Genomic DNA, 24463 nt, shown 5'->3' on the forward strand with positions numbered 1-24463 from the left:
CTTTTTTGTTTTAGAAGGATATATTACAACCCAGTGTAACCGTACGGATACTGGGAACAGCGCCTGAAATGTCAGGGTCTACCCCCGCATGGTAGTTGGTCAGCAACCACAGGTTATCTGCGTTCAGCGTGAATGCCAGTTGCGACATACGGGCTTTGGTTAACCAAGCCTGTGGCATATTCCAGGAAAGCAGCATTCCTTTCAGCCGGAATACATTGATCATTTTATAATTGGCATCTGAGTTATAAAAACGGTCGGGCTCCGTCGTTTTCACAGCCGTCATAGGTGGTAATAGTCCATCGGGCCGGTCGGGTGACCATTGATGTTCCAGTTGCCAATAAGACATATTACCTAATTCGGTACCATACGCCATATACCCTATCGGTTTAATGACACGTATAAAACTGAATGACGGTGAAATCCGCCAGCCTTTATACCGGAACGAGGTCTGAAATCCACCGCTGAATGCAGGATTCATATCCAGGAAAACTGCCCGGTCATCATCTGCCGTGCCTGGTGCAACGCCATAATTGTAGTTAATCTTTCCGTCACCGTTAAGATCCTGGTAATGCCCTTCCCCCGTTTTCGGATCTCTGCCGAGAAAATGGAAAAGTGCCTGGGCATTCAGGGACTCGCCTACCCTGTAGAGCGTAGCATAAGGCGACAGCTCCAGGCCGGGATAAGCCAGTAACTTGTTGAATTGACGGTTGATGTTAAAACTGATACTCCAGTTAATATCTTTCCGTTTCAACAACTCGGCATTCACCATCAGGTCTACACCGGCATTTTGCACATTCGCCACCGTATTGGCGGTAATGGTATTAAAACCTGTGAATAACGGCAACGGATATCCGAGCAACTGGTCGTCACAGCGGTTACGGTACCAATCGCCTATTATGTTGATCTTATCCCACATGCTGAACTCCAGCGCCAGTTCCAGCTTTTTGTTGGTTTGCCAGTGAAACTGATCGTTGGCAACGATCGTTTCCATCAGGGGCGCCACGCCATTGTATTTCAGCGGCGTATTTTTGATACCATCCGAATATTGCGGATATGCCCACTGTGATAAATATTGATAGTCACCCACACCATCACTTCCGGTAAGGCCATAGCTACCGCGCAACTTCAGAAAGCTGACTGCCGCTGGCAACCACTTTCTGACCCAGGATTCTTCACTCATAATCCATCCGGCAGCAATTGCCCAAAAATTACCAAACTGTTTTCCTGGTCCGAACCGGCTGCTGCCATCCCGGCGGCCACTCAGTGTAACCATATACCGGCCTGCCAGGTTGTAGTCGAGGGAACCGAAAACGCCCACATATTTGTATTGCCCCACATTATTCCGAACATTTATGCTGGGTGCAGCAGACAGGTCCCGGATCATATCGTCACTGAGATATCCTATGCCGCCGATATAGTTGCTTTTAGTAGTGTTGGACTGATACGTACCTCCCGCCAGCAGATTAAGTACCCCATTGCCAACCGGCTTGTTCCAGTTAAGTTTAGGCTCTACGGTGAGGTTGCTGATATTCGTACTGCCGGCACTATGCTGCCCCGTAGGAATTGAACCACTCACAGACTTAGGTGCCTCTGCCGACATCGGACTCAAATAATCGCTGCTATTGAATGAGCTGTTATAACCGATCTGTGCGGAAAGTTCCAGGCCGTCCATCACAGTGTACCCTGCACTAAATCCTGCGTTGATGCGGTTCGTTGTGGAAACATAATTCTGTCGCAGCCCTTTGAAGGGATAGTTCTGCCCCACTCTCTTGTATTCCACCCAGTTTAATTTACCCAGGCTGTCATATGCCTCTGGTTCGTGCGGACGCAGATTGCCCAGCGACCCCAGATTACCGGGGGATGAGTTAACGCTGTTGATATACATGGCGCTGAGAGATGACTTAAACCGGTTGTTCAGGCTGCGGTTATCCAGTTTTAACAATACGCTGGCCGACTGGTCTCTGGCACTGGAAGGCGTAATGTCGGTTTGCCTGGTATAAGTACCCGACACCATATAGGAGCTGGTGGCAGTACCGCCAGTCAGCCGCGGGTTCACCGTCGTATACAAACCGGTTCCTCCATACATATAACGTTGCCAGTCGGTATAACGCGTAGTGTCCATCAGGTATAGCTCCGGTGCATAACCATTCTGCCCCGGTACCGGCGAAGGAGTGAGGCCGCTGTTGGCATAGGCTTGCCGGCGCATAGCCAGATAGTCTTTTGTATTTAGGTACGGTTGATACTTTACGGCTGTTTTGATACCCTGGGACATATTCATGGAGAAGCGGGTTTTCCCCTGTTGCGTTTTTTTGGTGGTGATGAGGATCACCCCGTTGGCTCCACGGCTGCCATAGATAGCCGTAGCTCCGGCATCTTTCAGTACCTCGATGGACTCAATATCGTTCACGCCCAGCCCAAACATCATGTTCAGCCCTCTCCCCATTCCCGACTGATCGAGACCGTCAGATATAATATTCGCATTTCCACGGGGAGACTGTGGCTGCACGTCCAGTACAGTTTGCGGTACTCCGTCAATCACAAACAACGGGTCAGATGAAACAAGGCCATTGATGCCGTTTCTACCCCGGACTTCCACCCGTAACGGAGATCCGGGCGAGTTATTGGCCCGTGTAATCATTAATCCCGGCACCCTGCCTTCCAAAGCCATTAAAGGGTTTTGTACCGGCAAGTCCTGCAGTTCTTTACCGGAAACGGTGACAATGCTACTCGTATTGAAACGTTTGCTGGTAACCCCGTAGGCTTTTACCACCACTTTATCCAACAGGTTATCTGCCGGTTGCATCATTACATTGACAGTGGGTTGCGTAACAATGGCTTTATATTTTTCATACCCTACATAACTGACCAGGATCTCTTCTCCCAGCAACACCCCTTTCAGTTCAAACTCCCCTTTTTCGTTGGTGAGCGTAGTGCGTTGGGTAAAGGAAGAAGATACGGATGCATTTTCCAGGGGGCCGAATGTCTGCAGGGAAGTGACCCTACCCTTCACGGTAATGGACAAAGTATCCTTGGCTGCTATATTTTTTTCCGGCTTATTGTTCCGTAGCGCCGTATTGATGGAAACCACCTTGTCGGTCACTTCATAGCGGTAGGATGTACGGTCAAAGATCTCCCGCAGCGAGGTGTTCACATCTGCATTTTTCAATGCCACGGTCACCAGCGGATTGTTCTGCCGCAGGTTGGCCGGGTACACAAAATAGTACCCGGTTTGTTTTTCTACCTCTTTGCATACCTTTTCCAGCGGCATACGGTTGGCAGATAAAGTAACGGTTTGGGCGGAAAGAGAGACGGCAGGCAGTATCACGCTTAGCAGTAAACTGCCAAAGCAGCCGCTGCGGCGCAAAACATCTTTGCCAGCAGCGCTATGGCGCTGCCTGTTCACAGTTGGTTGTTGCATGTAACTAAACTTCGTTTAGATTGTTGGTTGTTGTTGTCAAGGCGCTACAGTAACAGTTTTCCCGGAAATACTAAAATGTACCCATCCGGTAGATTCCAATACTTTTAGCACAGCAGATAACTTCATATTACGCGGGATCTTCCCTACAAATTGTTGTTTCACTTCACCCTGGTATACAATGTCCACATCATACCAGCGGGCAATCTGCCGCATAATCTCTTCAATACCGGCTCCTTCCAGCGGGAATAAACCCTCTCTCCAGGCCAGCGCCGTTTCCATGTTGGCTGTACGTACTACCGGCGACTGGTCACCGGCTACCACGGCCTGTTGCGATGGCAGCAGCATCACCTGTTTGCCCGCGGCAGACACGCTTACTTTTCCGTTTACCAGGGTGGTAATATTATGCTGTTCGTCAGTATAGGCGTTCACGTTAAAAGCCGTTCCCAGCACGGTAATATCAGCCGGCCGCCTGCCTGTTACTTTTACCAGGAAATGTTTATCCGCCAGGGGCGCCACTTCAAAATAAGCTTCCCCCTTCAATTCCACCATCCTTTCGGCATTTGTAAAAGCCGTAGGGTAGCGCAGGGATGAAGCGGCGTTTAGCCATACCCGTGTGCCATCCGGCAATACTACCTGGTATTGTCCTCCTTTGGGTGTAGTAATGGTGTTAAAAACAACTGCTGCGCCTTTGGTGGTATTTACCGGCTCATACGCCAATGTACCGGCAGCGGTTTTCGTCACTACCGCTTGTTGCTGGCGTGCCAGTGGTCCGTTCGCTGCGCTGTCCAATACAATTATGCTGCCATCAGCCAGTTGCAGCGTGGCCTTGTTGCCACCCGGTAAGGCTTCGCCCTGGTAACGTTCTGCTACCGGTAACGTTGCCAGTGATGGTGATCGATGATGGCGCCACAACAGGCCAATGCCCGCTGACAACACCACAACAGCCGCTGCCACGCGGTACCATACCATCTTCCGGATACGCGGCGGCGTTATTTCTCCTGCCGGTTCAATTCGATGTTTTACCTCCTCGAGGGCAGCATCTTCCCGGATACTGTCCATCGTTGCGAGGTGCTTCTCCAGTGCCGGCCATTGCTGCAATGCTTCGTAAAACTGCCTGTCTTCCTGAGACCGGGCATCCATCCAGCGTTGCAACGCTGCGGTTTCCTCCTCCGTGAGACGGTCCTGCAGCCGGCGATGCAACAGCTCCGCCACCCATTCCATCGTCTCCAGCTGCTGCCGGTCTTTCTCTGATAATGATATCGACAAGTTGAACTTCTTTTAATGAGCTAAAATTTACCAACCCGAAAAATACCTCAGTACACACACATTTTCAGGCCATTAGCATTATAATAACAAATTTGTACCTGTTTAATGATTAAAACACGGTGTACAGATAGTTGAACTAGTCCGGCTGAAAAAAAAATTTTCCTGCCAGTTGTCCCGCTTGCAGGTATCCGCATATTTGATTAGTTTAGCCCGCCGGAGAGGGTCTGTCAACCAATACAGTTTATCGCAATGGAGAGTTTAGATAATTTGGAAGCAATTATTCCCGCGTTTCAACAAGGGAGCCCGCAAGCCTTTGATGCATTCTTCAAAGCATATTACAAGCCGCTGGTATTCTTTGCAGCACAGCTGCTTGCCGACGCAGATGAAGCGGAAGACATTGTGAAAGACTGCTATGTCAAACTATGGCATAAACATGCGGACTTTAATCATCCCAAAAGTATAAAAGGGTTCCTGTATACGTCTACCCGCAATGCCTGCCTGAATCAGCTGCGGCACCGGAAAGTGCAGGATCATTACCTGCAGGAAATGATCTACCTGGATGATCAGAAAGGGGAAGACTATATTCTGCAGCAGATGGTGCACGCCGAATTACTGCAATCCATTCACCGGGAAATTGCGTTATTGCCCGCCAAACGGCAACAGGTATTCCGTATGATTTATTTCGAAGGTTTACGGCTGGAAGCCGTTGCAGAACAACTGGGCATCTCCGTGTTCACGGTAAAGGAACATAAGGCCAAAGCGCTGGCGCAGCTACGGCTGCGGTTTTCGGACGAGCAGCTACTGTTATTTTTTTTACTCTCCGGCACCGCGCTACTCAAAGCGTAATCAACGAAAAAGCCCCGCGGATAGATATCCACAGGGCTGATCACAATGTTGTTGATTTTTGCTTATGAGAGCCTTTAAATATTCTTAGCCATCAGCGCTATTTTCTCACTCATCGATACCAGGTGTGCTTTCGTTAACTCATCAGCAGCACGGGGTATGGCTTTATTAATCATAGCAGCAATGGCGCGGATGTCCGCACTGGCGATAGACGACGCTTCCGATTCGCTGACGGTGGATTTACTGTCGCGGGTAATTTTGTACAGCGCCCCCAGGTACGTCTTCTGCATATTGCGATGATAAGCATCCACTTTCACACTGCCGCTGTTGAGATCTGACCAGATACCCTGATGCAGCAGTTGCATGTACTCTTCAATACCCAACGCTTTTACAGTGCCATAGCGGCGTTCCAGCATCATCACATAATTGATGCGGCTCGCATCCAGGAGGCTGTTTACCGCATTGACCTGCATCAGGTCTACGGGTGTCTGCACCGCCGGGTTATCTATCCGGTCAGTAATGGAAGGCTCCAGTAACCAAAGTGGCGTATTGAATAACTCATCGTTAAAGAACTTTACCGCCGCCAGCTGCCGGGCTTTGGGCACGGGCACATAAGACGGGCGGTCATCTCCGTCTGGATATACGGTGTACTGTACGGCTGCAATGTTTTTGGCTACATGTACCACATAACGGTGATATTGCTGCATCACATTTTCATACATGCTTTTCAGCGCCTGCCGCTGCCCGTCATCTTCGCGGGTCCATTTTTGCAGGTTGGCCATCACCCTTTTCAGGTTTTTAATGCCATAGATGCTTGCCCTGGCGGCATCATCTCCCAGGTCTTCTGTCTGGCACCGCGGGTCTATCTGCCGGCTCTCGCCATCTCCGAACCAAAGGCGGTTATTGGCTTCCAGACGGGTTGTTACCAGCTTGCCCATGATCTTGTTATCTTCTTCGGAAGTACGCGCGTTTACCACGCGGTACCCAAATTCAATGGCCCATTTATCATATTCACCGATACGGGGAAACAGCAACTCCTGCGGAATACGGTCTTCCGGCTGGGCTACATAATTAAAGCGGGCATAATCCATTATACTGGCGGTATGGCCGTATTTACGCAGATAAGAAATGCTGCGCAGGCTGTCAACCGGTGTCTGGCTGCTGCTGCCGAAGTTATGGCGCAGTCCCAGTGTATGCCCCACTTCGTGACTGGACACAAAACGGATCAGTTGTCCCATCAGCTTTTCATCGAATTTGGGCAGGCGGGCCTGCGGATCATTAGGGCCGGCCTGTATCATGTACCAGTTGTGCAACAGTTCCATTACATTATGATACCAGCCGATATGTGTTTGTATGATTTCTCCGCTGCGGGGATCATGGGTATTGGGACCGTAGGCATTGGATACCTCGGAGGCAAAATAATTGATAAAGGAGTAGCGTACGTCCTCCATATGCATGGTGGTATCGTTTTCAGGCCATTCTTTTGCGATGATGGCATTTTTGAAGCCGGCCTGTTCGAAAGCCACCTGCCAGTCGTTCACCCCCGCGATCAGGTATGGACGCCATTGTTTAGGCGTAGCCGGATCGATGTACAATACAATTGGCTTCGCCGGTTCCACCAGTTCACCCCGTTTATATTTTTCCATATCTTCCGGCTTAGGCTCCAGTCTCCAGCGGTTAATAAAAGCGCGTTTCTCTACTTTCTGCTGGTTATCGCCATATTCCATGAAATAGTCGGCAAAGTACCCTACCCGCTGGTCGGCAAACCTGCGCTGTAAAGGTTTTTCAGGCAGGGCGATAAAGGAGGTGTTGGTTTCCAGGGTAGCAGGGCGTGCCGGTACCGGCGTAAGACCGCCGATAGGTTTTGTCATCCCGTTTTTGGAAACCGCTATTTCCACGTTTTCCGGGAAGGCGAGGATGGACTGTACTTCCAGGTCTTTCATGGTTTTCACGTCCAGCGTTTTCTTCAACCCTTCATGCCCCTCTCCGGAATTCACAAAAGAGCCGGGTTCGCGTAAAAATTTGCTGACATCAATGACATAACTGGCAGTATCTTTTCCATATGCCTTGATAGGGAAGGTGGCGATCACCGGGTTCAGGTTGGATTTGGTAACGGCGCGGTAAATGGACTGGGAGGAGTCCGCATCGCTGATCACCAGGTTTAAGCGTATCAGGATAGTTTCATTCGGTCCTTTTTCAAAAATAATGGTATGATTGTCCAGTTCTTCGCCGGCATAGGCGCCGGTTCCACCGGGGGCCTTGCGGATACGGTTCACCACCAGTATATCTCTTCCTAATAGTTTATCACCTATTTCAAAAAATATGCTGTCCATTTCCGGGGTCTTATGTACCGTAAAAAGGCCTTTTTGAGTATTCAGGTTGGCAGTGATCACGGAAGCATAAGGTTTGACGCCGTTTTTGTTAGGTGCAGCTGCAGGTTTAACCGGCGTAGCGGCCGGAGTAACAGCAACAGCTTTTTTCTTTTTTTTATCTCCCCCTTTAAACACGGCACAGGAAGCCATTGCAGCTAAAAATGGAATATAGAAATAACGTTTCATTAGTGAATATGAATGGTTTTAGTAGATAATTTTTTCGATTTGTTATAACAGAGTGGAAAGCAGCGCTATCTTTTCCCGCAGATCTTCCAGGTGGGCTGTTACTACACTATTGGCGGCCGCTGGCAGCGCTTTGTTGATCATGCCGGACAGGATTTTAATTTCTGCGGTTGCTACCGTTACGGCATCCGATTCGTTCACATCCCGCTCCCCGCTTTTGATGATGGTAAAGAGCGCGCCAATGCAAGCCTTTTGCATATTGCGGTGATAGGCATCGATATGCACGGCAGGACTGGTCAGGTTCTGCCATATAACACCCCGTACCTTCGCCAGTGTTTCTTCCACAGTAAGTGTTTTGTCTGTTCCGAAACGTTTGGTCAGGCTTAGCAACGTGTTTAGTTTAGTGGCACTCAGCAGCACATTGACAGCCTTTATCTGCATATCCTCGATATAGTTCATCGTGTAAGGCAGGTGGCATTTGTTGAGGATGGCCGTATCCAATATCCATTCAGGAGTGGTGAAAAGCTCCTGATTAACATAGTTTAACGCTGCCACCTGTTTTTCTTTGTCTACAGGCACAAACGATGGTTGCTCATCCTCGTCGGCACGCAGGGTATAACAGATACCGCCAACATTGTTGGCTACATGATTGAGATAGTTATAGTATTGTGAGAGTATTGCGTTATAGGCGTTACCGAGATTTTCACGGAATCCACCCTCTACGGCTGTCCAGTCAGCCAGGTTAGCCATTACCCGTTTGAGGTTGCGGATACCCAGCGTATTGGCTTTCGCGTTATCATCACCCAGATCTTCGGTTTGACAGCGGGGGTCGCCTGAGCCGGACTCACCGTCGCCATACCATAACCGGGGATTGGCAGCCAGCCTGTCTTTTGCCAGCCGGTTCATGATGCGGCTATCCGCCTCGGGTGTAGCTGCATCTGTAAGCCGGTATCCCCATTCAATGGCCCATTTGTCATATTCATTTACGCGGGGAAAGAGCAGTTCCTGCGGGATGCTGTCTTCCGGTTGTGCTACATAATTAAACCGGGCATAATCCATGATGCTGGCCGTGTGTCCGTGCTGTCGCAGATAGGTGATGCTGCGCAGGCTGTCCACCGGTGTTTGGCTGCTGCTGCCGAAGTTATGCCTCAAACCCAGGGTATGTCCAATCTCATGGCTGGATACAAAGCGGATCAGCTGTCCCATCAACGCTTCGTCAAAGCGGGACATACGCGCCATAGGATCGTTGGGCCCGGCCTGTATCATATACCAGCTTTGCAGCAGTTCCACAATATTGTGATACCACCCGATATTGGTCTGAATGATTTCTCCGCTACGGGGATCATGGATATTGGGACCATAAGCATTCGTTATTTCTGAAGCCAGGTAGTTAATGAAAGAATAACGTACATCTTCCATATGCATACTGGTATCATTTTCCGGCCATTCTTTGGCAGTAATCGCGTTTTTAAACCCCGCCTGCTCAAAAGCCGGTTGCCAGTCATTAACCCCTTGTATCAGGTATTTACGCCACTGCCGGGGAGTGGCCGGATCGATATACAATACAATAGGATTGGCAGGTTCCACGAGTTCGCCGTTGCGATAACGTTCCCTGTCTGCCGGCCTTGGTTCCAGCCGCCAGCGGTTGATCAGGCCCCGCTTATCTACCGCCTGCTGGGTATCGCTGTAGGCTATCAGATCATCTGAAAAATATCCCACCAGCTTATTGGCATAACGCGGCTGCATCGGCTTTTCCGGCAGCATCACAAACGAGGTATTGGTTTCCAGACTGGCAGGCGAAGGTACTTTGCTATACAACGTTTTATCGGCCATCCCATTTTTGGAAACCGTTATTTCCACATTAGCAGGATACACCCGTATACCAGTCACCTCATGCTCTTTCATGTATTTTACCGTGAGAAAATTATTGATCTGTGCCCCTTCAGCATCATTCACAAAACTGGCAGGATCTTTCAAAACGGCGGTCATATTTACGACAAAACTGGCGCTGTCTTTTCCATAGGCGAGAATAGGCAAAACTGCCAGTACCGGTTGGGTGTTGGAGGCAGTCACCGCCCGGTGGATGGCCTGTGAACTATCGGCCCTGTTAAGCAGGTAGCGTTGCCGCAGCAACAATGTTCCGTTATTCCCTTTTTCAAAAAAGATAGTATTGTTGGCCAGTTGCTCCCCTGCATACATTTTTACCCCACCGGACACCTTCCTGATTCGGTTAATGGTGAGTATATCTTTTCCCAGCAACGGTTCCCCGATTTCAAACAATACGGTGTCCATACCGGCAGTATGATGTACTGTAAACAGGCCACGCTGAGTATGCATATTCGTTGTAATCAGCTTATTATAGGGTAACCTGCCATTTTTTCCGGCGGGGACTTCCTGTTGTACGGGCAGAGGCTGTTTACCGCCATTTTTCTTAAACATGGCACAGGAAGCCAATACCATTACGCATGGTATATAAGCATAACGATTCATTCTAAATTAGTGTTAGCGATTAGTAAAAGCAGCGTTTGGCAGGTGGATCTTGTAACAGTTGTCTGTCAGGAAGCCCGGTAGCGGGCAACTGCAACAGGAGGCTGTCATTGAGCAGCGGCCGGCTGGCATGAAGAACAAGTGGCAAGGTTTCTATCCATTGTATATACCGGTTGGCCCGTTCGGTGGTAGCGTCGTCCCATACCAGCACTGCCGGGAAAGATGTTTCTCCGGCCTGTACCAGGAATTCGGCTTTGTGTGTATGGTTTCCGTTGTTACGCAGATCAAGCAGGATACCCGTTTGCCGGGACGCCCATTGACCGATCAGCACAGGCGCCGCTATCTGGTAACGGTTTATCAGTTCATCCACTTTTTGATCATCGGCCATATCAGGCAACGACAGTACTACAAATTTTGCCTGGCGCCCGTTGAGCTGCCATTCCATATAACGCGGTACAAAAGGGAAACCGGCGGCATCATCTTTCCATTGGTCTGCCTGCTGATCTTCCCCCAGGTTAAGAATATGATGGTCGGGCAGCATGCTTCTGTCAGGCATCTCCTTCCCTCCCGGCGCCGTATGCCTGGCCCCACAGCCATACAGCAGGGTACATAACAAGACAGCTATTCCACCCAGTCCGCAATCTTTCTTTCTAAACAGCATCTGATTAACTATTTAGCTATTCAAACACGGGAAGGACGAATATGAACTAGTGGCCGGCGAAAATTTATCAGATTGCCGATGTACCATCCACATCCTATATTTTTGTAAAAATCATCCGTGTGAAAAAATTGGTCAAATACAGCCTGATATTCCTGGGTAGCGTGCTGCTACTCCTTCTTCTCCTTATCGGCGGCTTCTGGATAAGCTCAGAGCGGAAATTCCGGCAGGCGGAAGAAGACGGGGAAAAATACTCCCGGCTATGCGATACAATAAAGGTGATTACCGAAAAACCGGAGATCCGGTTTGTGGGATTCAAGCCCCGCGAGATCGGCCAACTGCGTTTTAAAATCCTGAGAGGAGGACAATTTATACGGGATACACTGGTAAAACCCCGGTTCAACTACTCGTCAACGGATAGTACTTATTTTACCATGTCGATGCCCTATGATATATTTTTGAAAACAGACACCGTTGTAGCTACTACTGCCGGTGGCTTGCAATATTACATCTCCGGTTACCATCATTATGCTTACCTGCATCATGGTATGATGGGTTATCTGGGCAGCCATGATTGCCGCTTTGCAGAAGGCTGTGTTATCAACAACGAACCTTCCAGCGGCGCCCTGGTGAAAAACGATGGATGGCTGCATCCTGAAAAAGAGTTGCTGAAAAAATTAATCCAGCCTGATACACCTGCATTTGACAGCGTTTCGGCGAATGCCGCCATATCCTACGAAAAAGCCGGAGAGATCTTCCAGGAGAACAGGCTCGATAAACAGAGCGCTTCCCGGATTACCTACCGGCTAGAACTCGGTGAAGAAGGTAACTTTTATGTATTTGGAGAAGAAGTGAATGGACATATTGATATCGTGAAAATCAATATGCAAACAGGCGCATGTGAACGAACGAAAAAATAAAGCCTTACAATATAGCATTGTAAGGCTTTTCAGGTAGAAATATCTTTAGCAACTACTTCCCGCTAATCAACTTGCGCACATATTCCATCTGAGTATCTTTTCCCTTCATGTAATCGTCGAACGTTTGCCACACTTCATGGTCAGGCATAATACCCCTGCCTTCCGGTTGCATAGGCTTCACAGGCGCATCCTGCTCAACATATACAATGGAAAACTTCGTTTTGATTTTCGAGTGCGGCAGTTCATACACCAATGGCGAATGACCATTATGCGCATAATAGCCACCCACTGTTTCCACTCCTGCGATGGTGACATTCCGCGCATAGGCTCTCACCAGAGAAGCCAGATGAGAGGCGGCGGAAGCCGTGTTTTCATCCATCATCAGGTATAGATGTCCTTTATAGGCTGGTTGTTTGGGGTGATAAACCGGGTTCACCGCAGGCGCCTGGTAGCTTCTTCCCTTGCTGTAGGGCTGGAAATTTTCTTTCAGGAACTTTTTGCCTTCCACCAGTTCTGCGGGCGTCATCCGGGCGGTAGTGCTCACCCCCCAGAAATACTGCATATAAGGAATCGTATCCCGGTCAAAATTAATATAGGCCTGCACATTTTCTTTAAAAGGATGATCGGTAAGATACATCATCGGTTGCTCAAAGGTAGGATCACTACCACCAGGATTGCCCCTGATATCGATGATGAGGTTGGGTACGGCATTCTTGTCCAATACCTGGAACACGCTGTCGATGAAACGTACATATCCCGGGAACCGTGGATCATCCGCACCATCTGCCATGCTGAATATCCGGAAACTGAGCAGTCCGGTGGAGGAGTCCATCATCCGGAAACTGTGCGTCGGCTGCACATTATAATCGATGATACTGTCCAGCGGTGCACTAAAACGCTGAAGCAGGTTCGCTTTACGGGCGTCCAGGGTAACAGCCGGCAGGGTAACCGTCTTTACCTCCGTACTGTACGGCGGTGTAAAAGTAACCGTAAAATGATCCTTTACACCGTATTCCAGCAGATAACGCAGCCCGAAGGAACGCTGTACGCTGCCGGTCAGTTTCTGCGTAATCGTATAGCCGTCTGCGGTGCAGTACTTGTAAAAAGATTGCATCAGCGCAGTGTCCGGTACACCGTTAACGCTCAACACACGGGACCCGGCCGGAATATCGGCCGTCTGATTGTTGAAAACGATTTTCCCTTCGATATACTTTACATCATAAGGGAAAAAACCACGCTGACGATTCAGGTAATCCAGTAAGTCTTTCCCTACTTCCGTATAATTATGGCAGCTGCCTTCAAAATCAGTCAACTGCAGCAGAATCTTATAGTACTCCGTGGTACTCAGGGGCTTTTTAGCTTCCCTGGCCGCCCACCTGTAAATACTATCGATCTGCTTTTGGGTACGGTAGCGATATAGCCCGGAATTGGCCTTTTCCCGGATGTCGCGGAAAACCTGCAGGTCCTCCTTCATTTGCCGGGGTGTCAGTACTTTGTTATAAATTCCGGTACTGTCGTTCGCCGGTGGCGTTCCGGCCATTATCTCCGGTGACAGTGATTGTGACAGCAAAAACAATAAAAACAGCTTTCTCATAAGTTATTCTCCAGTGGCAATGTTGGTTGATATATATTGCTACCTTGCGAATATACGCCTTAAATGGTTTTGAAAAACTAACGAGGTTTATCAATAAAATCAGGAAAAGGGCTAACAAAAAAGTATATTTAATATCACAATCTACCAACGGTAAACCGGTTACCCAAAAACAGCAACACCATGTTACAAACACATAAAGACAGCCTGTGGAAACAATTTGGCGCCAGCATCGATATGTTGATCAATGCTGTTTCCGCCTATCCTGAAAATCTTTGGTATACGGAGAAGAAGTTTTTCTACATCTCCTATCACGTAGCCGTTTTTCTCGATTATTACTTAACCATTCCTGCCGGCCCGCCCGCCTCCCCGCTTCCGTTCACACTCACGGAAGATATCCCGGAAGATGCCATCGACGATATTATCCCCGACCGCATTTATAGTCAGGATGAAATACTGTCCTATTTACAGGCCAGCAGAAAAAAATGCCATGACCTCCTCTTCAACATGACGGAAAACGATTTCACACAATCATGGGTAGAAGTAGAAGGAAACAAGGTAATGCCTGTTTTTGAGTTGTTCCTGTACAATATGCGGCATGTACAGCATCATGCGGCCCAGCTCAATATGCTGCTGCGGAAAGATACCGGCGATGCGCCGCGCTGGGTGAGGGCTGCCAAATAATCAACCCTTTCGCCTGATTTCATATTTCCCGTGGATAGCGGCCAGCTCGCGTTTCACGCTCTTTATGAGCGACATGCTTCCGGTGGCTACCAGCACTTCCCCTTTTTCCATAACAGACTTGATCTCTCCCAAAGGGATATTCAGTTTGTTCTTCAGGTACAGGGTAATTTTTGCATCTTGTTCACCTGCAGTCAGCAGGTATATTTCATATGTATTGACATCCATTACCAGAAAGCCTTCCCCTGACAGGTGTACGATCTGCTCAAATTCCGGTGTGGGTAAAACGAAGTAATAGTAACAATCGTGTCCGATATTCAGGTGCCCAAGGCTAAACCCTTCTGCATTCAAGGCTGCGTTCAGTGCATTGAATAATAAAGGAAGATATTCTCCCCGCTTGGGTTGCAAGGCAAGTATATCTTCTTCGATCCCGTCATTTTTCCATTGGAAGGAACCATGGTTTTGTATTGCCAACATGTGAGAAATAGCTGCTCTCACATCTCCCAATTCCTCTTCCCCGCTCCAGTCTATCACCGATACCAGTTGATGACCGACCGCCAGCGCCAATAAAAGCAATACCTCCTCAATACGATCCCGCTTATCATCTAGCAGGTAATCAACGTCTACAACACGTTCCAGTATATCCCGCTGTTGTTCTAAAAACGCTCTCACAGGCGTTTTTTGCAGCTCCTGGAGGAGGCGCTCAAATTCAACTGCTTTATCTTTTAATAGGTACCTGGCGATGGAATGCAACGCAGCTATCTCTTCTTCATAAGGATCTGCTATCTCATCTTCCATTACTATCTGAGCGTAGTTTCCGGTTAAGTAAGCAGGGTATGTGGCTCTCAGCTGCTTAAAGATCTCTTCCGGTGCTGTATCACATTCAGTATAACGTTTAAAATCGTCTATGGTGATGTTGATCGCTGCTGCAATAGCGTGATCTTCCAGCGCAATGTTATCCAGCAACGCCTTTTGCTTCAATACATCCACCGTAACAGTAAAAGATTCCTTCAGGGTCCGGGCGTCAATGGTTGCCTTAGTAGTATAGGCTTTTGTGATTTTTTTTGTCATAAATTGATAGGCATATTGGATTAACTGAAAAGAGAAGGTACGACAATCTGACTTTATAGGCATAAAAAAGAGGAAAACCGCTTCCGCAATTTTCCTCTTTCCTGTGTCCCGGATTGGATTCGAACCAATGGCCTACTGCTTAGAAGGCAGTTGCTCTATCCAGCTGAGCTACCGAGACTTATATTTTATTTTCCTTCTCAATGTGAAATAAATTCCTATATTTATCTCTCATTTTGGGAGTGCAAATTTATGGAAATATTTTCCAATAAATCAAATTTAATTTATTTTTTCCAAAATATTGATTGAAAAACTATGGATGTACAGATCGAAGAAAGCTGGAAAGAGATACTCAAAGATGAGTTCAACAAGAACTATTTCGCGGAGATTGTCATGCACCTGAAACACGAAAAAGCACTGGGAAAGACTATCTACCCTGCCGGTAACAACATCTTCAACGCGTTTGAGCAAACCCATTTTGACAACGTGAAAGTGGTGATCCTCGGACAAGACCCCTACCATGGCGCCGGACAGGCACACGGACTGAGCTTCTCCGTACCGGACGGTATTAAACCGCCCCCCTCCCTGGTTAATATCTACAAGGAAATGAAAACTGACCTGGGCCTGGAAATACCCACCAGCGGAAACCTCACCAAATGGGCGCAAAATGGGGTACTCCTGCTCAACGCCTTCCTGACGGTAAGAGCCAGTGAACCAGCCTCTCACAGTAAAATAGGCTGGGAAAACTTCACCGACGCGGTTATCCGGAAAATATCCGAACAAAAAAACAATGTGGTATTCCTGCTGTGGGGACGTTTTGCGCAGGATAAACAAATCCTCATAGATGCTACCCGCCACCATATCCTGAAAGCGGCGCACCCTTCGCCTTTCAGCGCAGCCAACGGATTTTTTGGCTGCAAACACTTTTCCAAAACCAATGAGCTGCTGCTCAAAGCCGGCATTGAACCGGTTGACTGGCGCCTCTGATCATTTCAGTATCTTTACCATAATCTGTCAGTTTATGTTAAAAAATATACTGGGAAGAATTTACGCATTGTACGCATTGTTACTCTTTGTGATCACAATGCTGATCGTCTTTATCCCTATATGGATCGCCTCTTTCTGGCCAGAGCCTAAGCCTACAGCCTTTTTTATTGCTATCGGCCGCCAGTGGATGAACATCTACCTGCCGCTGATCGGCTGCCGCGCCAGACTCAAAGGCCAGGAACACTTCGCTCCCGGTCAAACCTACGTCATCGTGTGCAACCACAACGCGCTGATGGACATCCCCATCACTACGGGCTATATCCCCGGCGCCAATAAAACACTGGCAAAGTCCTCTATGGCTAAAATCCCTGTGTTTAATGTGTTGTACAAAATCGGCAGCGTACTGGTAGATCGCAGCAGTGAAGCCAGCCGAAAACAGAGCGTCGCTGATATGAAACATACCCTCAGCCTCGGCGTTCATATGTTGCTGTACCCGGAAGGTACCCGCAACCGCACTGCCGAACCACTGAAATCATTCTACGACGGCGCTTTCGCCCTGGCTATAGATACTCAGACTCCGCTGATGCCCTCCGTACTGTTCAACACCCGGAAAATTCAGCCGCCGGAGAAAACGTTCTACGCCTGGCCACATCCCATCCACTATCATGTGCTGCCGCCTATTTCCACTACCGGCATGACACGCGAAGACCTGCCGGCGCTCAAGGAAAAGGTGTTTAAGATAATGTGGGATTACTACACTACCACCAAACTCTGATGGTCATGATGAATGCTGATTTCGCTGATGAGCGAAGATCAATACGAAGATAAAAAGGAAAGAACCCGTTTGATATTATTCAAACGGGTTCTTTCCTTATAGGCATAGGACAATAAAACAAACCTCTATAATCGCTCTTAGCCCAGGGCTTCAGCCCCGGATTTAGTACAACGGATTCTGCGTCATATTCGGATTCGCCAGCAATTCATTCAAAGGAATAGGATAACGAAAATCACGTTCTACATTACAGGAACGGGTTTCTACCATCGCCGGCTGATTGGTAGCCGGATCTACAGCCCCGAACACCTGCCCGTTCATTACATCTCCCAGGATACCCCAGCGACGGATGTCATAAAAGCGGGCCCCTTCAAACGCCAGCTCCGCGGTACGTTCACGGCGTATCAGCGCGCGCAGCTTGTCCTGACTGTTGTAACGGGCGGCATCAACTACGGGCATGCCTGCACGCGTACGGATATCATTGAGGTGTTTGATGATATCCGGATTCTGCCAGTCGCCCAGCTCTACCAGCGACTCTACATAATACAACAACACTTCTGCATAACGGATGATCATATAATCCAAAGATGGACTGGCGCCGTTACGGTCTTTAGGGTCCAGGTATTTTTTTACCCAGAAACCGGTAGCGGTGCTGTTCAGGATACCAATACGATCACTGCCTTCGCTGGCAAACGGACGTAAGGTGTCTTTTTCATAAATCTGTCCGGGTACCAGTACTGAAGCCACCAACCGCGGGTCACGGTTGTTCTTGTAGAAAGGATCTTTCTGGTAAATAGCCAGGGAATCGGGGCTCAGCTCCTGCAGGGTTTTACCCTGCAAGGTTTCAAAACTGTTCACCAGCTTCATGGTAGGCGACACCACTGTCTGTCCGCCTACACCATAAGGTGCAAAGGTTTTCCAGGCGTTGGAACAACCATTGTCCCTGAAAAATACCCGCTCTTTATTCAACTCGCCGGCGTAGGTAAACAATTCCGCAAAACTATTTACTTTGGTATTCGTGCTGCGGTATAAACTATATACGTTCTGATCTATTACTTTCTGAGCCGCCATTTTCGCGGTTTCGTACTGTTTGTAAAATATCGCCAGCTTGCTGATCAGGGCCCAGCATACACCGGAGGATATGCGCCAGGCTTCATTGTTATTGTACACATCAGGCAGGTGCGGCGCACATTCGGTCAACTCAGCAATCACAAAGTCGTACACTTCTTTTTCTGTGTTGCGGGAAGTATTGCTGTTGGAAGGCGCCAGTGATTTAGTGACAATCGGAATACCGCCGAAGAACAACATCATCTCCATATGATAATACGCGCGCATGGCCCTGGCTTCATACTTGTAACGGTCTTTCAGCGAAGAGTCCATATAACAGCGATCCACATTTTCCAGGAAACGGCAAGCACGACGGATGTCTTTATAGTCATCCTGCCACAGGCTCAAAGCCACGCCCCAGCTACTGTTCTGAAGCCCTTTGGCATACGCTTCGTAAGCGCCGCGGGAATCCTGACGGGCCACGGCTTCATCACTCAGCGCAGAAAGAAACATCAGCTGCCGCCCGCTGGAACCGCCGGGCAAACCAGCATATACAGACCCCAAAGCGCCGGTAGCATTGGATTCTATCTTCCACCAGTTATCATCGGTCACACTCACAGGATCATCATGCGTAAGGAATTTTTCACAACTGCTGCATATCAGCACCACGGCTGAAAAAATGACTGCATATATCTTTTTCATACGACCATTATTAAAGTTGAACATTAATACCGGCAATAAATGCCTTCATGATACCATACGTCCACTGATCACCCTGGCTTTCAGGATCGGTGAGCTTCAATTTGGTGAGGGTAAACGGATTCTGTGCGTTCATATAAAAACGGAGCCCACGGATACCTATACGTTTCAGCCTGTCTGACTGGGTGTTATAGCCTAGCTGTATGTATTTTACGCGCAGATAAGCGCCGTTCTGGAACCAGAAATCAGAAGACAATTTATTGTTGGTAGGTAACGTATTCAAACGCGGGAACATAGCGTTGGTACGCTCCGGTGTCCAATAGTTCTCAGAATAAAAACGGGTAGGTACACCACCATCTTTACTGTTGTCCATCGGCAGGGCCAGCATACCGGCCAGTACTACATCGGATTTGCCGGTACCTTGTAACAGGAACTCCAGGTCGAAGTTTTTATACGCTACGCGGAAGTTGGCGAAATAGTTCAACCTTGGAATCGGGTTACCAATATAAGTTTGGTCGGACCCATCGATAATTTTATTACCGCTGATGTCCAGATACTTGATGTCACCAGGTTGGGCGCCGGGTAATACCGGTATCAAGGGGTTGCCATCTTTGTCGAAATCGCTTGCCTGCAACAGCCCAGCGGTTTTGTAACCGAAGATACCGCCATACGGACCGCCTTCCTGCTGAATAGAGGTCGAACTTACATAAGGACCGTTCAACAGGGTAACGATCGTATTTTTGTTATAGGTAACACCTGGACGGAAAGACACCGAAACATTTTTGCCGATATTACCGTTGTAGTTGACAGATGCCTCCCAACCTTCGTTACGCAGCTTGCCGGCATTGACGGGCACTTTACCTTCAAAACCGCCGGTATAGGACAGTGGCGGACGCAGGATAATATCTTTGGTAAGTTTGTTATAATAATCCACCACAATTTCCAGCTTGTTGTTGAACAAGCCCAGGTCCAGCCCCACGTCAGCCATATTCACGGTTTCCCAGCTCAGGTCAGGATTACCATAGTTGGTTTCAAGACCACTACCGGAATTGATGGTGGTCTGGTATTGATACAGGTCCACATCGGATTCATTACCCAGCTGTCCGTAGGAAGCACGCAACTTCATGTTGCTGACGGCCTTTACAGACGACATAAATTTCTCCTTGCTGATATTCCACCCCAATGCTACGGAAGGGAAGAAACCATATTTGTGGCCTTTGGCGAATTTGGAAGAAGCATCCATACGGCCGGTCAGTTCCAGCAGGTATTTATCCTGGTAGGAGTAGTTCAGCTTGGCATAGGAAGACAACAGGGAGTTGATATATAAGTACGTACCTGCTGAACTGGCGCTGGTATTTTTCTCTTCCTGTGAATAACCTGCCATCAGGAAGAAATGATGATCTTTCAGATCGAGCGTATAGTCTGCATTGGCTGCGATGTAGTAATACGTGGTCCTCGCCTGGACATAAGCCCTTTGTTGTCCCCATGTTTGCAGCAGCTGACCGGTGTAATAATCGAAGAAGTTGTAGTTATCACGCAGACTGCCTGTCAGGTCGCTGTTAAGACGGTAGCTGAACTGACCTCGCAGGTTCAATCCGGGAATCACTTCCCATTTAGGTTGCAGGTTGATACTGGATTGTCCGTACTCATTGACCAAACGGCCACCTTTTTCCGCGTACGCCAGCGGGTTAACGATATCTACATAACGGCCATAGATGTCGTCAGCCCCCTCCTTCGTCGGGTACTTGGGCAGAATAGTGGGCGGCACCCGGAAGATGTCTTCCAGCAAACGGGTACCATCATGGCCAAGTGTTCTGTTGGGCAGCAGGATATTACGTTTGATAGCCAGCAGGTCCATGTTGATCTGGAAGTTTTTTGCCAGTGATACAGAGGTGTTGGCGCGGATGTTATATTTCTTGCTGCTGGTGAGTGGTGTCATACCATCCTGGTACTGGTAGTTGGCATTGAGGGCAAAACGGGCAAGGCTGTTACCGCCGCTCACTCCTACGGAGTGACTGGTGATGGGCGCTCTTTTGTTAACAATGACTTTCTGCCAATCGGTATTGGGGTATTTTATCGGATCGGTGCCGGCTATGGTTTGTTGAATATCGTCTTCGGAATACAGGGGAGCTTTACCGGAATTGGCGAGGGCTTCATTGTACATACGCATGTACAGCGGTGCATCTACCGTTGGGGGCATTTTAGTGGGAGATTGAATACCGTAGTAGCCGTCATACGTAACGGCTACACGGCCGGGCGTACCTCTTTTGGTGGTTACCAGGATAACGCCGCTGGCGGCTCTGGCGCCGTAGATAGAAGCAGCGGCGGCATCTTTCAGCACCGTTACGCTTTCTACGGTCAACGGGTCAATATAGTTCATATCCATCGGGATACCATCTACCAGTACCAGCGGATTGGAGCCGTTGAGCGAGGTGATACCGCGTATTTTGATGGTGGCCGCATCGCCGCCGGGCAGGCCGGAAGCCTGGCTCACCTGCAGGCCGGTCACACCACCCTGCAATGATTGCGAGATGGTGGTGATCGGTTTACCGCTCATGGCTGATTTTACATTGAGGGAAGCGACGGAGCTGGCGATATGTTTACGTTGTTGTTCTGTAATGCCCACTACCACTACTTCATCAAGGGCGGACACTTTTTCGTTCAACGCAATGGAAAGCCCGGTATTACTGCGCAACACATTGTATTCCGTGGCGATAAACCCCATCTGGCTGAATACAAGTGTAGCATTCTTCGGCGCCTGGATGGAGAAATAACCATCGGCATCGCTGGTAGTTCCGCGGGAAGTACCTTTCACTGCAATGGTAACGCCAGGTAAGGCCACCGGGGGCTCGTGGGTATCGTATACTCTACCTTTGATAGTGAGCAGACTGTCCTCGCGCAATTGTTTCAGCGGACGCACGGGTTGTTCATCTTTCGGGACAATCGCCACTTGCGTGCCTACAATCGTATAGCCGAGACCGGTACCATCCAATGCCTTGTCCAGCACCTCTACCAGCCTTTTGCCGCGCAGGTGCAGGGTGATGTTTTTCTCACCACGCATCAGTTCATCTTTATAAAAAATACGCCAGTTGCTCTGCGCCTGTATCTGGCGGAACAGCTCCGGTAGCGGAGCATTATTCACCCGCACATTCAGCGGGACATTCTGGGAGAAGGTTTTTCCGTGAGCGCTTACCAGCCCCACGAACAACAGGATCATGATTAGCCGCATAACATGCCATAATTTGGCTGGCGCCATGCCCGCAGGCAGGTAGCGCCAACAAACGTAAAATTTTTGCATACATTTGTTTGGTTTAATTAATGAAATAGTTAGCCGGGCCGCCTGTTACCGCAGGCAGTCTTCACCGGAAGATGTTACCGCATCTTCCGGTTTTTTTGGCTTTTCGCTGGTGCTTATTTGGTTTTAAAAATGATTGTGCTTCCCTCCCTTTCATACTTCAGGGAAGTAGTCGCTGCTATTATGTCAAGTACATCGTTCATTGTTTTCTGCAGATCAAGGTTACCCGAAAATGTTTCATTACCCGACCGCGTGTCTGTTGTTATTGGTTGATTGTAATACCTGGATAGTTTTCTCAGTATTTCATATAAAGAAGTATGTTCTGCGATAATAACACCGTCTTTCCAGGAGATAAACCCGGCAACGTCTACTTTGTCCACTGTCATATTGCCGTTCTTACCGGTGTACAAGGCCCGGGTACCGGGCGACAATTCTACCGGCGCTCCTTTCTTTCCCGGTCCCCTGAAGGCTTCCAGCCGAACGCTTCCACTGGCTAGTACTACCTGTGAAGCCGTCTCATCGTGGTAGGCAGAAATATTAAACGCGGTACCCAATACGGCTATCTTCATATCGTCGGCGTATACACTAAAAGGACGGTGTGCATCTGCGGCTACGTCAAAATAGGCTTCTCCTTCCAGGAATACTTCCCGCTGCTGCTGCCCGAAGGCGGCTGGATATACCAGCCGGGAACCGGCATTGAGCCATACTTTGGTGCCGTCTTCCAGCTGCAGGGAGGCTACGTTGCCATAGGGTACCAGCAGGGTATTAAATACCGGCCGGTCCGCTGCCAGCTCCTGCCGTATCTGCTGTGAATCTATCTTTAGCTGCGTGCCACTCGCCTGATACGCAATGGCGGCGTGACTATTATGGATGTTCAGCTGCTGCTGATTGCCCAGTATCATACGGGTGACAGTCGTATCTCCGTTGGAATAGGTCTGCCCGGCGGCATAGGCCACCAATGCCGGTAATGGTTCGTGCGGGCGTTGCCATTGCCACCATCCCAGGCCGGCAGATAACAGCATCACCACTGCGGCGGCCACTCTCCACCAGGAATGCCACCAGTGGCTGACGGGCGGTTGCACCATGCCGGCGGCTATGCGTTCCCATAACAGGGCCTTTTCTGCTACAGACAACTTTTCATTACCGGATGCCTGCACGATGGAAATCATCCGCTCTTTGTCCGCTCCGGCGCCTTCTTCCATACCATATAAATGGTTGTTCATGTCCATAGATAATATTTGCCCCTATATAACAGAGCAGGCTGATTCCATTTTATAGACTCCTTTCCGGAAATTTTTTTAAAAATTTTTCAGGCAGATCAATAATAACATACCGAAGGTTGGTAGTGTGTTGACCGGCATTTCCTGCCGGAGCTGACGAATACCCCTATAGGCAAGGGTTCGGCAGGTAGGTACGGAAATCTCCATCAGTTCAGCTACTTCTTCGTAGGAAAGCTCGCAGTTGTATTTCAGGTAGAGAATTTCTTTTTGTCGCGCAGGCAGTTTATTCATCTCCGCAGCCAGGCGGTTTAAAGCGGTCTGTTGCTCTTCCTGTGCAATCATATGGCTTTGTACGTCGTTGGCCTCGAAGGTAAGCCGGAAGTAGTTTTCGGCCCGGGCCATATCTTCCTGGAAAGAAAAACGGGATTTTTTCTTTAAAGCAGCATTCAGCCGTCGGCGGAAAGATACCAGTAAATAAAAACGGAGATTCACCTTCCGGGCCAGGTTCCGGCGTTGTATGTACAGATCGGTGAACAGGTCATGTATACAATCCATGATCATTTCCCGGTCGCTAAAATAGCGCAACGCATAAGCATACAGCATATCAGCCGAAGCTTCATACAATACGCTGAAAGCCTGCTGATCGCCTGCTATCACGTCTTTCCATAACGTTTCCTCATTGACTCCGGTTAGCTTCATCAGATCGTTGGATTATTGCAGATCGATATCAAACTTTAAGTTACATAACAGGATATAAAATTAAAAATACATAGACGGGTTTAATATTATGAAATCATTATCAAGCTGAGAAGGATGAAAAAGAGAGAAAATAACACCGGAATTTATAGATTTAGGGATTTACGGATTTACGGATTTCGGGATTTATAAAAAGCGAAGACCAGAGCGATATATGTTTGCTCAGGTCTTCGCTTTTTATAAATCCCGAAATCCGTAAA

16 protein-coding genes and 1 tRNA gene are annotated in these 24463 nt (G+C 48.6%); 5 read left to right on the forward strand and 12 right to left on the reverse strand.

Going from position 1 to position 24463, the window contains the following annotated elements; translation table 11 throughout:
• Positions 1-10 precede the first annotated feature (10 nt).
• Both ICL07_RS15780 and ICL07_RS15785 read right to left on the reverse strand, forming a co-directional pair.
• Positions 11-3418: a SusC/RagA family TonB-linked outer membrane protein gene (locus ICL07_RS15780; RefSeq protein ID WP_188088991.1), complete on the reverse strand. Its 3408-nt coding sequence runs from the start codon at positions 3416-3418 to the stop codon at positions 11-13.
• A 36-nt stretch (positions 3419-3454) separates the two neighbouring features.
• Complete coding sequence (locus tag ICL07_RS15785) at positions 3455-4684, reverse strand: FecR family protein (RefSeq protein WP_188088992.1); 1230 nt, start codon at positions 4682-4684, stop codon at positions 3455-3457.
• Between the two features lie 249 nt (positions 4685-4933).
• Here ICL07_RS15785 and ICL07_RS15790 point away from each other — a divergent pair, with 249 nt between their 5' ends.
• The gene (locus tag ICL07_RS15790) at positions 4934-5530 is read left to right on the forward strand and encodes an RNA polymerase sigma-70 factor (protein ID WP_188088993.1); all 597 of its coding nucleotides are present in this window, start codon (positions 4934-4936) and stop codon (positions 5528-5530) included.
• 74 nt (positions 5531-5604) lie between these two features.
• On the opposite strand, the gene ICL07_RS15795 is transcribed toward ICL07_RS15790, so the two are convergent.
• Genes ICL07_RS15795 through ICL07_RS15805 form a run of 3 tightly spaced genes read right to left on the reverse strand, consistent with a single transcriptional unit; the run spans position 5605 to position 11230 of the window.
• Entirely contained in the window at positions 5605-8085 is a 2481-nt protein-coding gene (locus tag ICL07_RS15795; RefSeq protein WP_188088994.1) for a zinc-dependent metalloprotease, read from the reverse strand.
• Positions 8086-8127: 42 nt separating this feature from the next.
• Positions 8128-10572: a zinc-dependent metalloprotease gene (locus ICL07_RS15800; RefSeq protein ID WP_188088995.1), complete on the reverse strand. Its 2445-nt coding sequence runs from the start codon at positions 10570-10572 to the stop codon at positions 8128-8130.
• A 19-nt stretch (positions 10573-10591) separates the two neighbouring features.
• Positions 10592-11230 (reverse strand): hypothetical protein, encoded by a 639-nt coding sequence (locus ICL07_RS15805; protein ID WP_188088996.1) that lies wholly within the window; start codon positions 11228-11230, stop codon positions 10592-10594.
• Positions 11231-11349: 119 nt separating this feature from the next.
• On the opposite strand from ICL07_RS15805, the gene ICL07_RS15810 reads away from it, so the two are divergent.
• A complete protein-coding gene (locus tag ICL07_RS15810; RefSeq protein WP_188088997.1) occupies positions 11350-12147 on the forward strand; it encodes a hypothetical protein in 798 nt (265 codons plus the stop codon).
• Between the two features lie 52 nt (positions 12148-12199).
• On the opposite strand, the gene ICL07_RS15815 is transcribed toward ICL07_RS15810, so the two are convergent.
• Entirely contained in the window at positions 12200-13741 is a 1542-nt protein-coding gene (locus ICL07_RS15815) for a S41 family peptidase (RefSeq protein WP_188088998.1), read from the reverse strand.
• 180 nt (positions 13742-13921) lie between these two features.
• Between ICL07_RS15815 and ICL07_RS15820 the strand changes: the two genes are divergently transcribed.
• Positions 13922-14422: a DinB family protein gene (locus ICL07_RS15820; protein WP_188088999.1), complete on the forward strand. Its 501-nt coding sequence runs from the start codon at positions 13922-13924 to the stop codon at positions 14420-14422.
• On the opposite strand, the gene ICL07_RS15825 is transcribed toward ICL07_RS15820, so the two are convergent.
• On the reverse strand, positions 14423-15490 hold the full coding sequence (locus tag ICL07_RS15825; RefSeq protein WP_188089000.1) for a DUF6630 family protein: 1068 nt from the start codon (positions 15488-15490) through the stop codon (positions 14423-14425). It abuts the gene before it with no gap.
• 104 nt (positions 15491-15594) lie between these two features.
• Positions 15595-15668: transfer RNA gene (locus ICL07_RS15830), tRNA-Arg, on the reverse strand.
• A 134-nt stretch (positions 15669-15802) separates the two neighbouring features.
• Here ICL07_RS15830 and ung point away from each other — a divergent pair.
• Both ung and ICL07_RS15840 read left to right on the forward strand, forming a co-directional pair.
• A complete protein-coding gene (gene ung / locus ICL07_RS15835; RefSeq protein ID WP_188089001.1) occupies positions 15803-16474 on the forward strand; it encodes a uracil-DNA glycosylase in 672 nt (223 codons plus the stop codon).
• A 34-nt stretch (positions 16475-16508) separates the two neighbouring features.
• Positions 16509-17249 (forward strand): lysophospholipid acyltransferase family protein, encoded by a 741-nt coding sequence (locus ICL07_RS15840; RefSeq protein WP_188089002.1) that lies wholly within the window; start codon positions 16509-16511, stop codon positions 17247-17249.
• A 162-nt stretch (positions 17250-17411) separates the two neighbouring features.
• Here ICL07_RS15840 and ICL07_RS15845 read toward each other — a convergent pair whose 3' ends face one another.
• The 4 genes from ICL07_RS15845 to ICL07_RS15860 form a co-directional block, all read right to left on the reverse strand.
• The gene (locus ICL07_RS15845) at positions 17412-18995 is read right to left on the reverse strand and encodes a RagB/SusD family nutrient uptake outer membrane protein (protein WP_188089003.1); all 1584 of its coding nucleotides are present in this window, start codon (positions 18993-18995) and stop codon (positions 17412-17414) included.
• Positions 18996-19005: 10 nt separating this feature from the next.
• Positions 19006-22290 (reverse strand): TonB-dependent receptor, encoded by a 3285-nt coding sequence (locus ICL07_RS15850; RefSeq protein ID WP_188089004.1) that lies wholly within the window; start codon positions 22288-22290, stop codon positions 19006-19008.
• Positions 22291-22403: 113 nt separating this feature from the next.
• A complete protein-coding gene (locus tag ICL07_RS15855; RefSeq protein WP_188089005.1) occupies positions 22404-23510 on the reverse strand; it encodes a FecR family protein in 1107 nt (368 codons plus the stop codon).
• A 75-nt stretch (positions 23511-23585) separates the two neighbouring features.
• Entirely contained in the window at positions 23586-24206 is a 621-nt protein-coding gene (locus ICL07_RS15860; RefSeq protein ID WP_188089006.1) for an RNA polymerase sigma factor, read from the reverse strand.
• Positions 24207-24463 lie beyond the last annotated feature (257 nt).

The sequence above is a fragment of the Chitinophaga qingshengii genome (assembly GCF_014529935.1).
Lineage (GTDB): Bacteria > Bacteroidota > Bacteroidia > Chitinophagales > Chitinophagaceae > Chitinophaga > Chitinophaga qingshengii.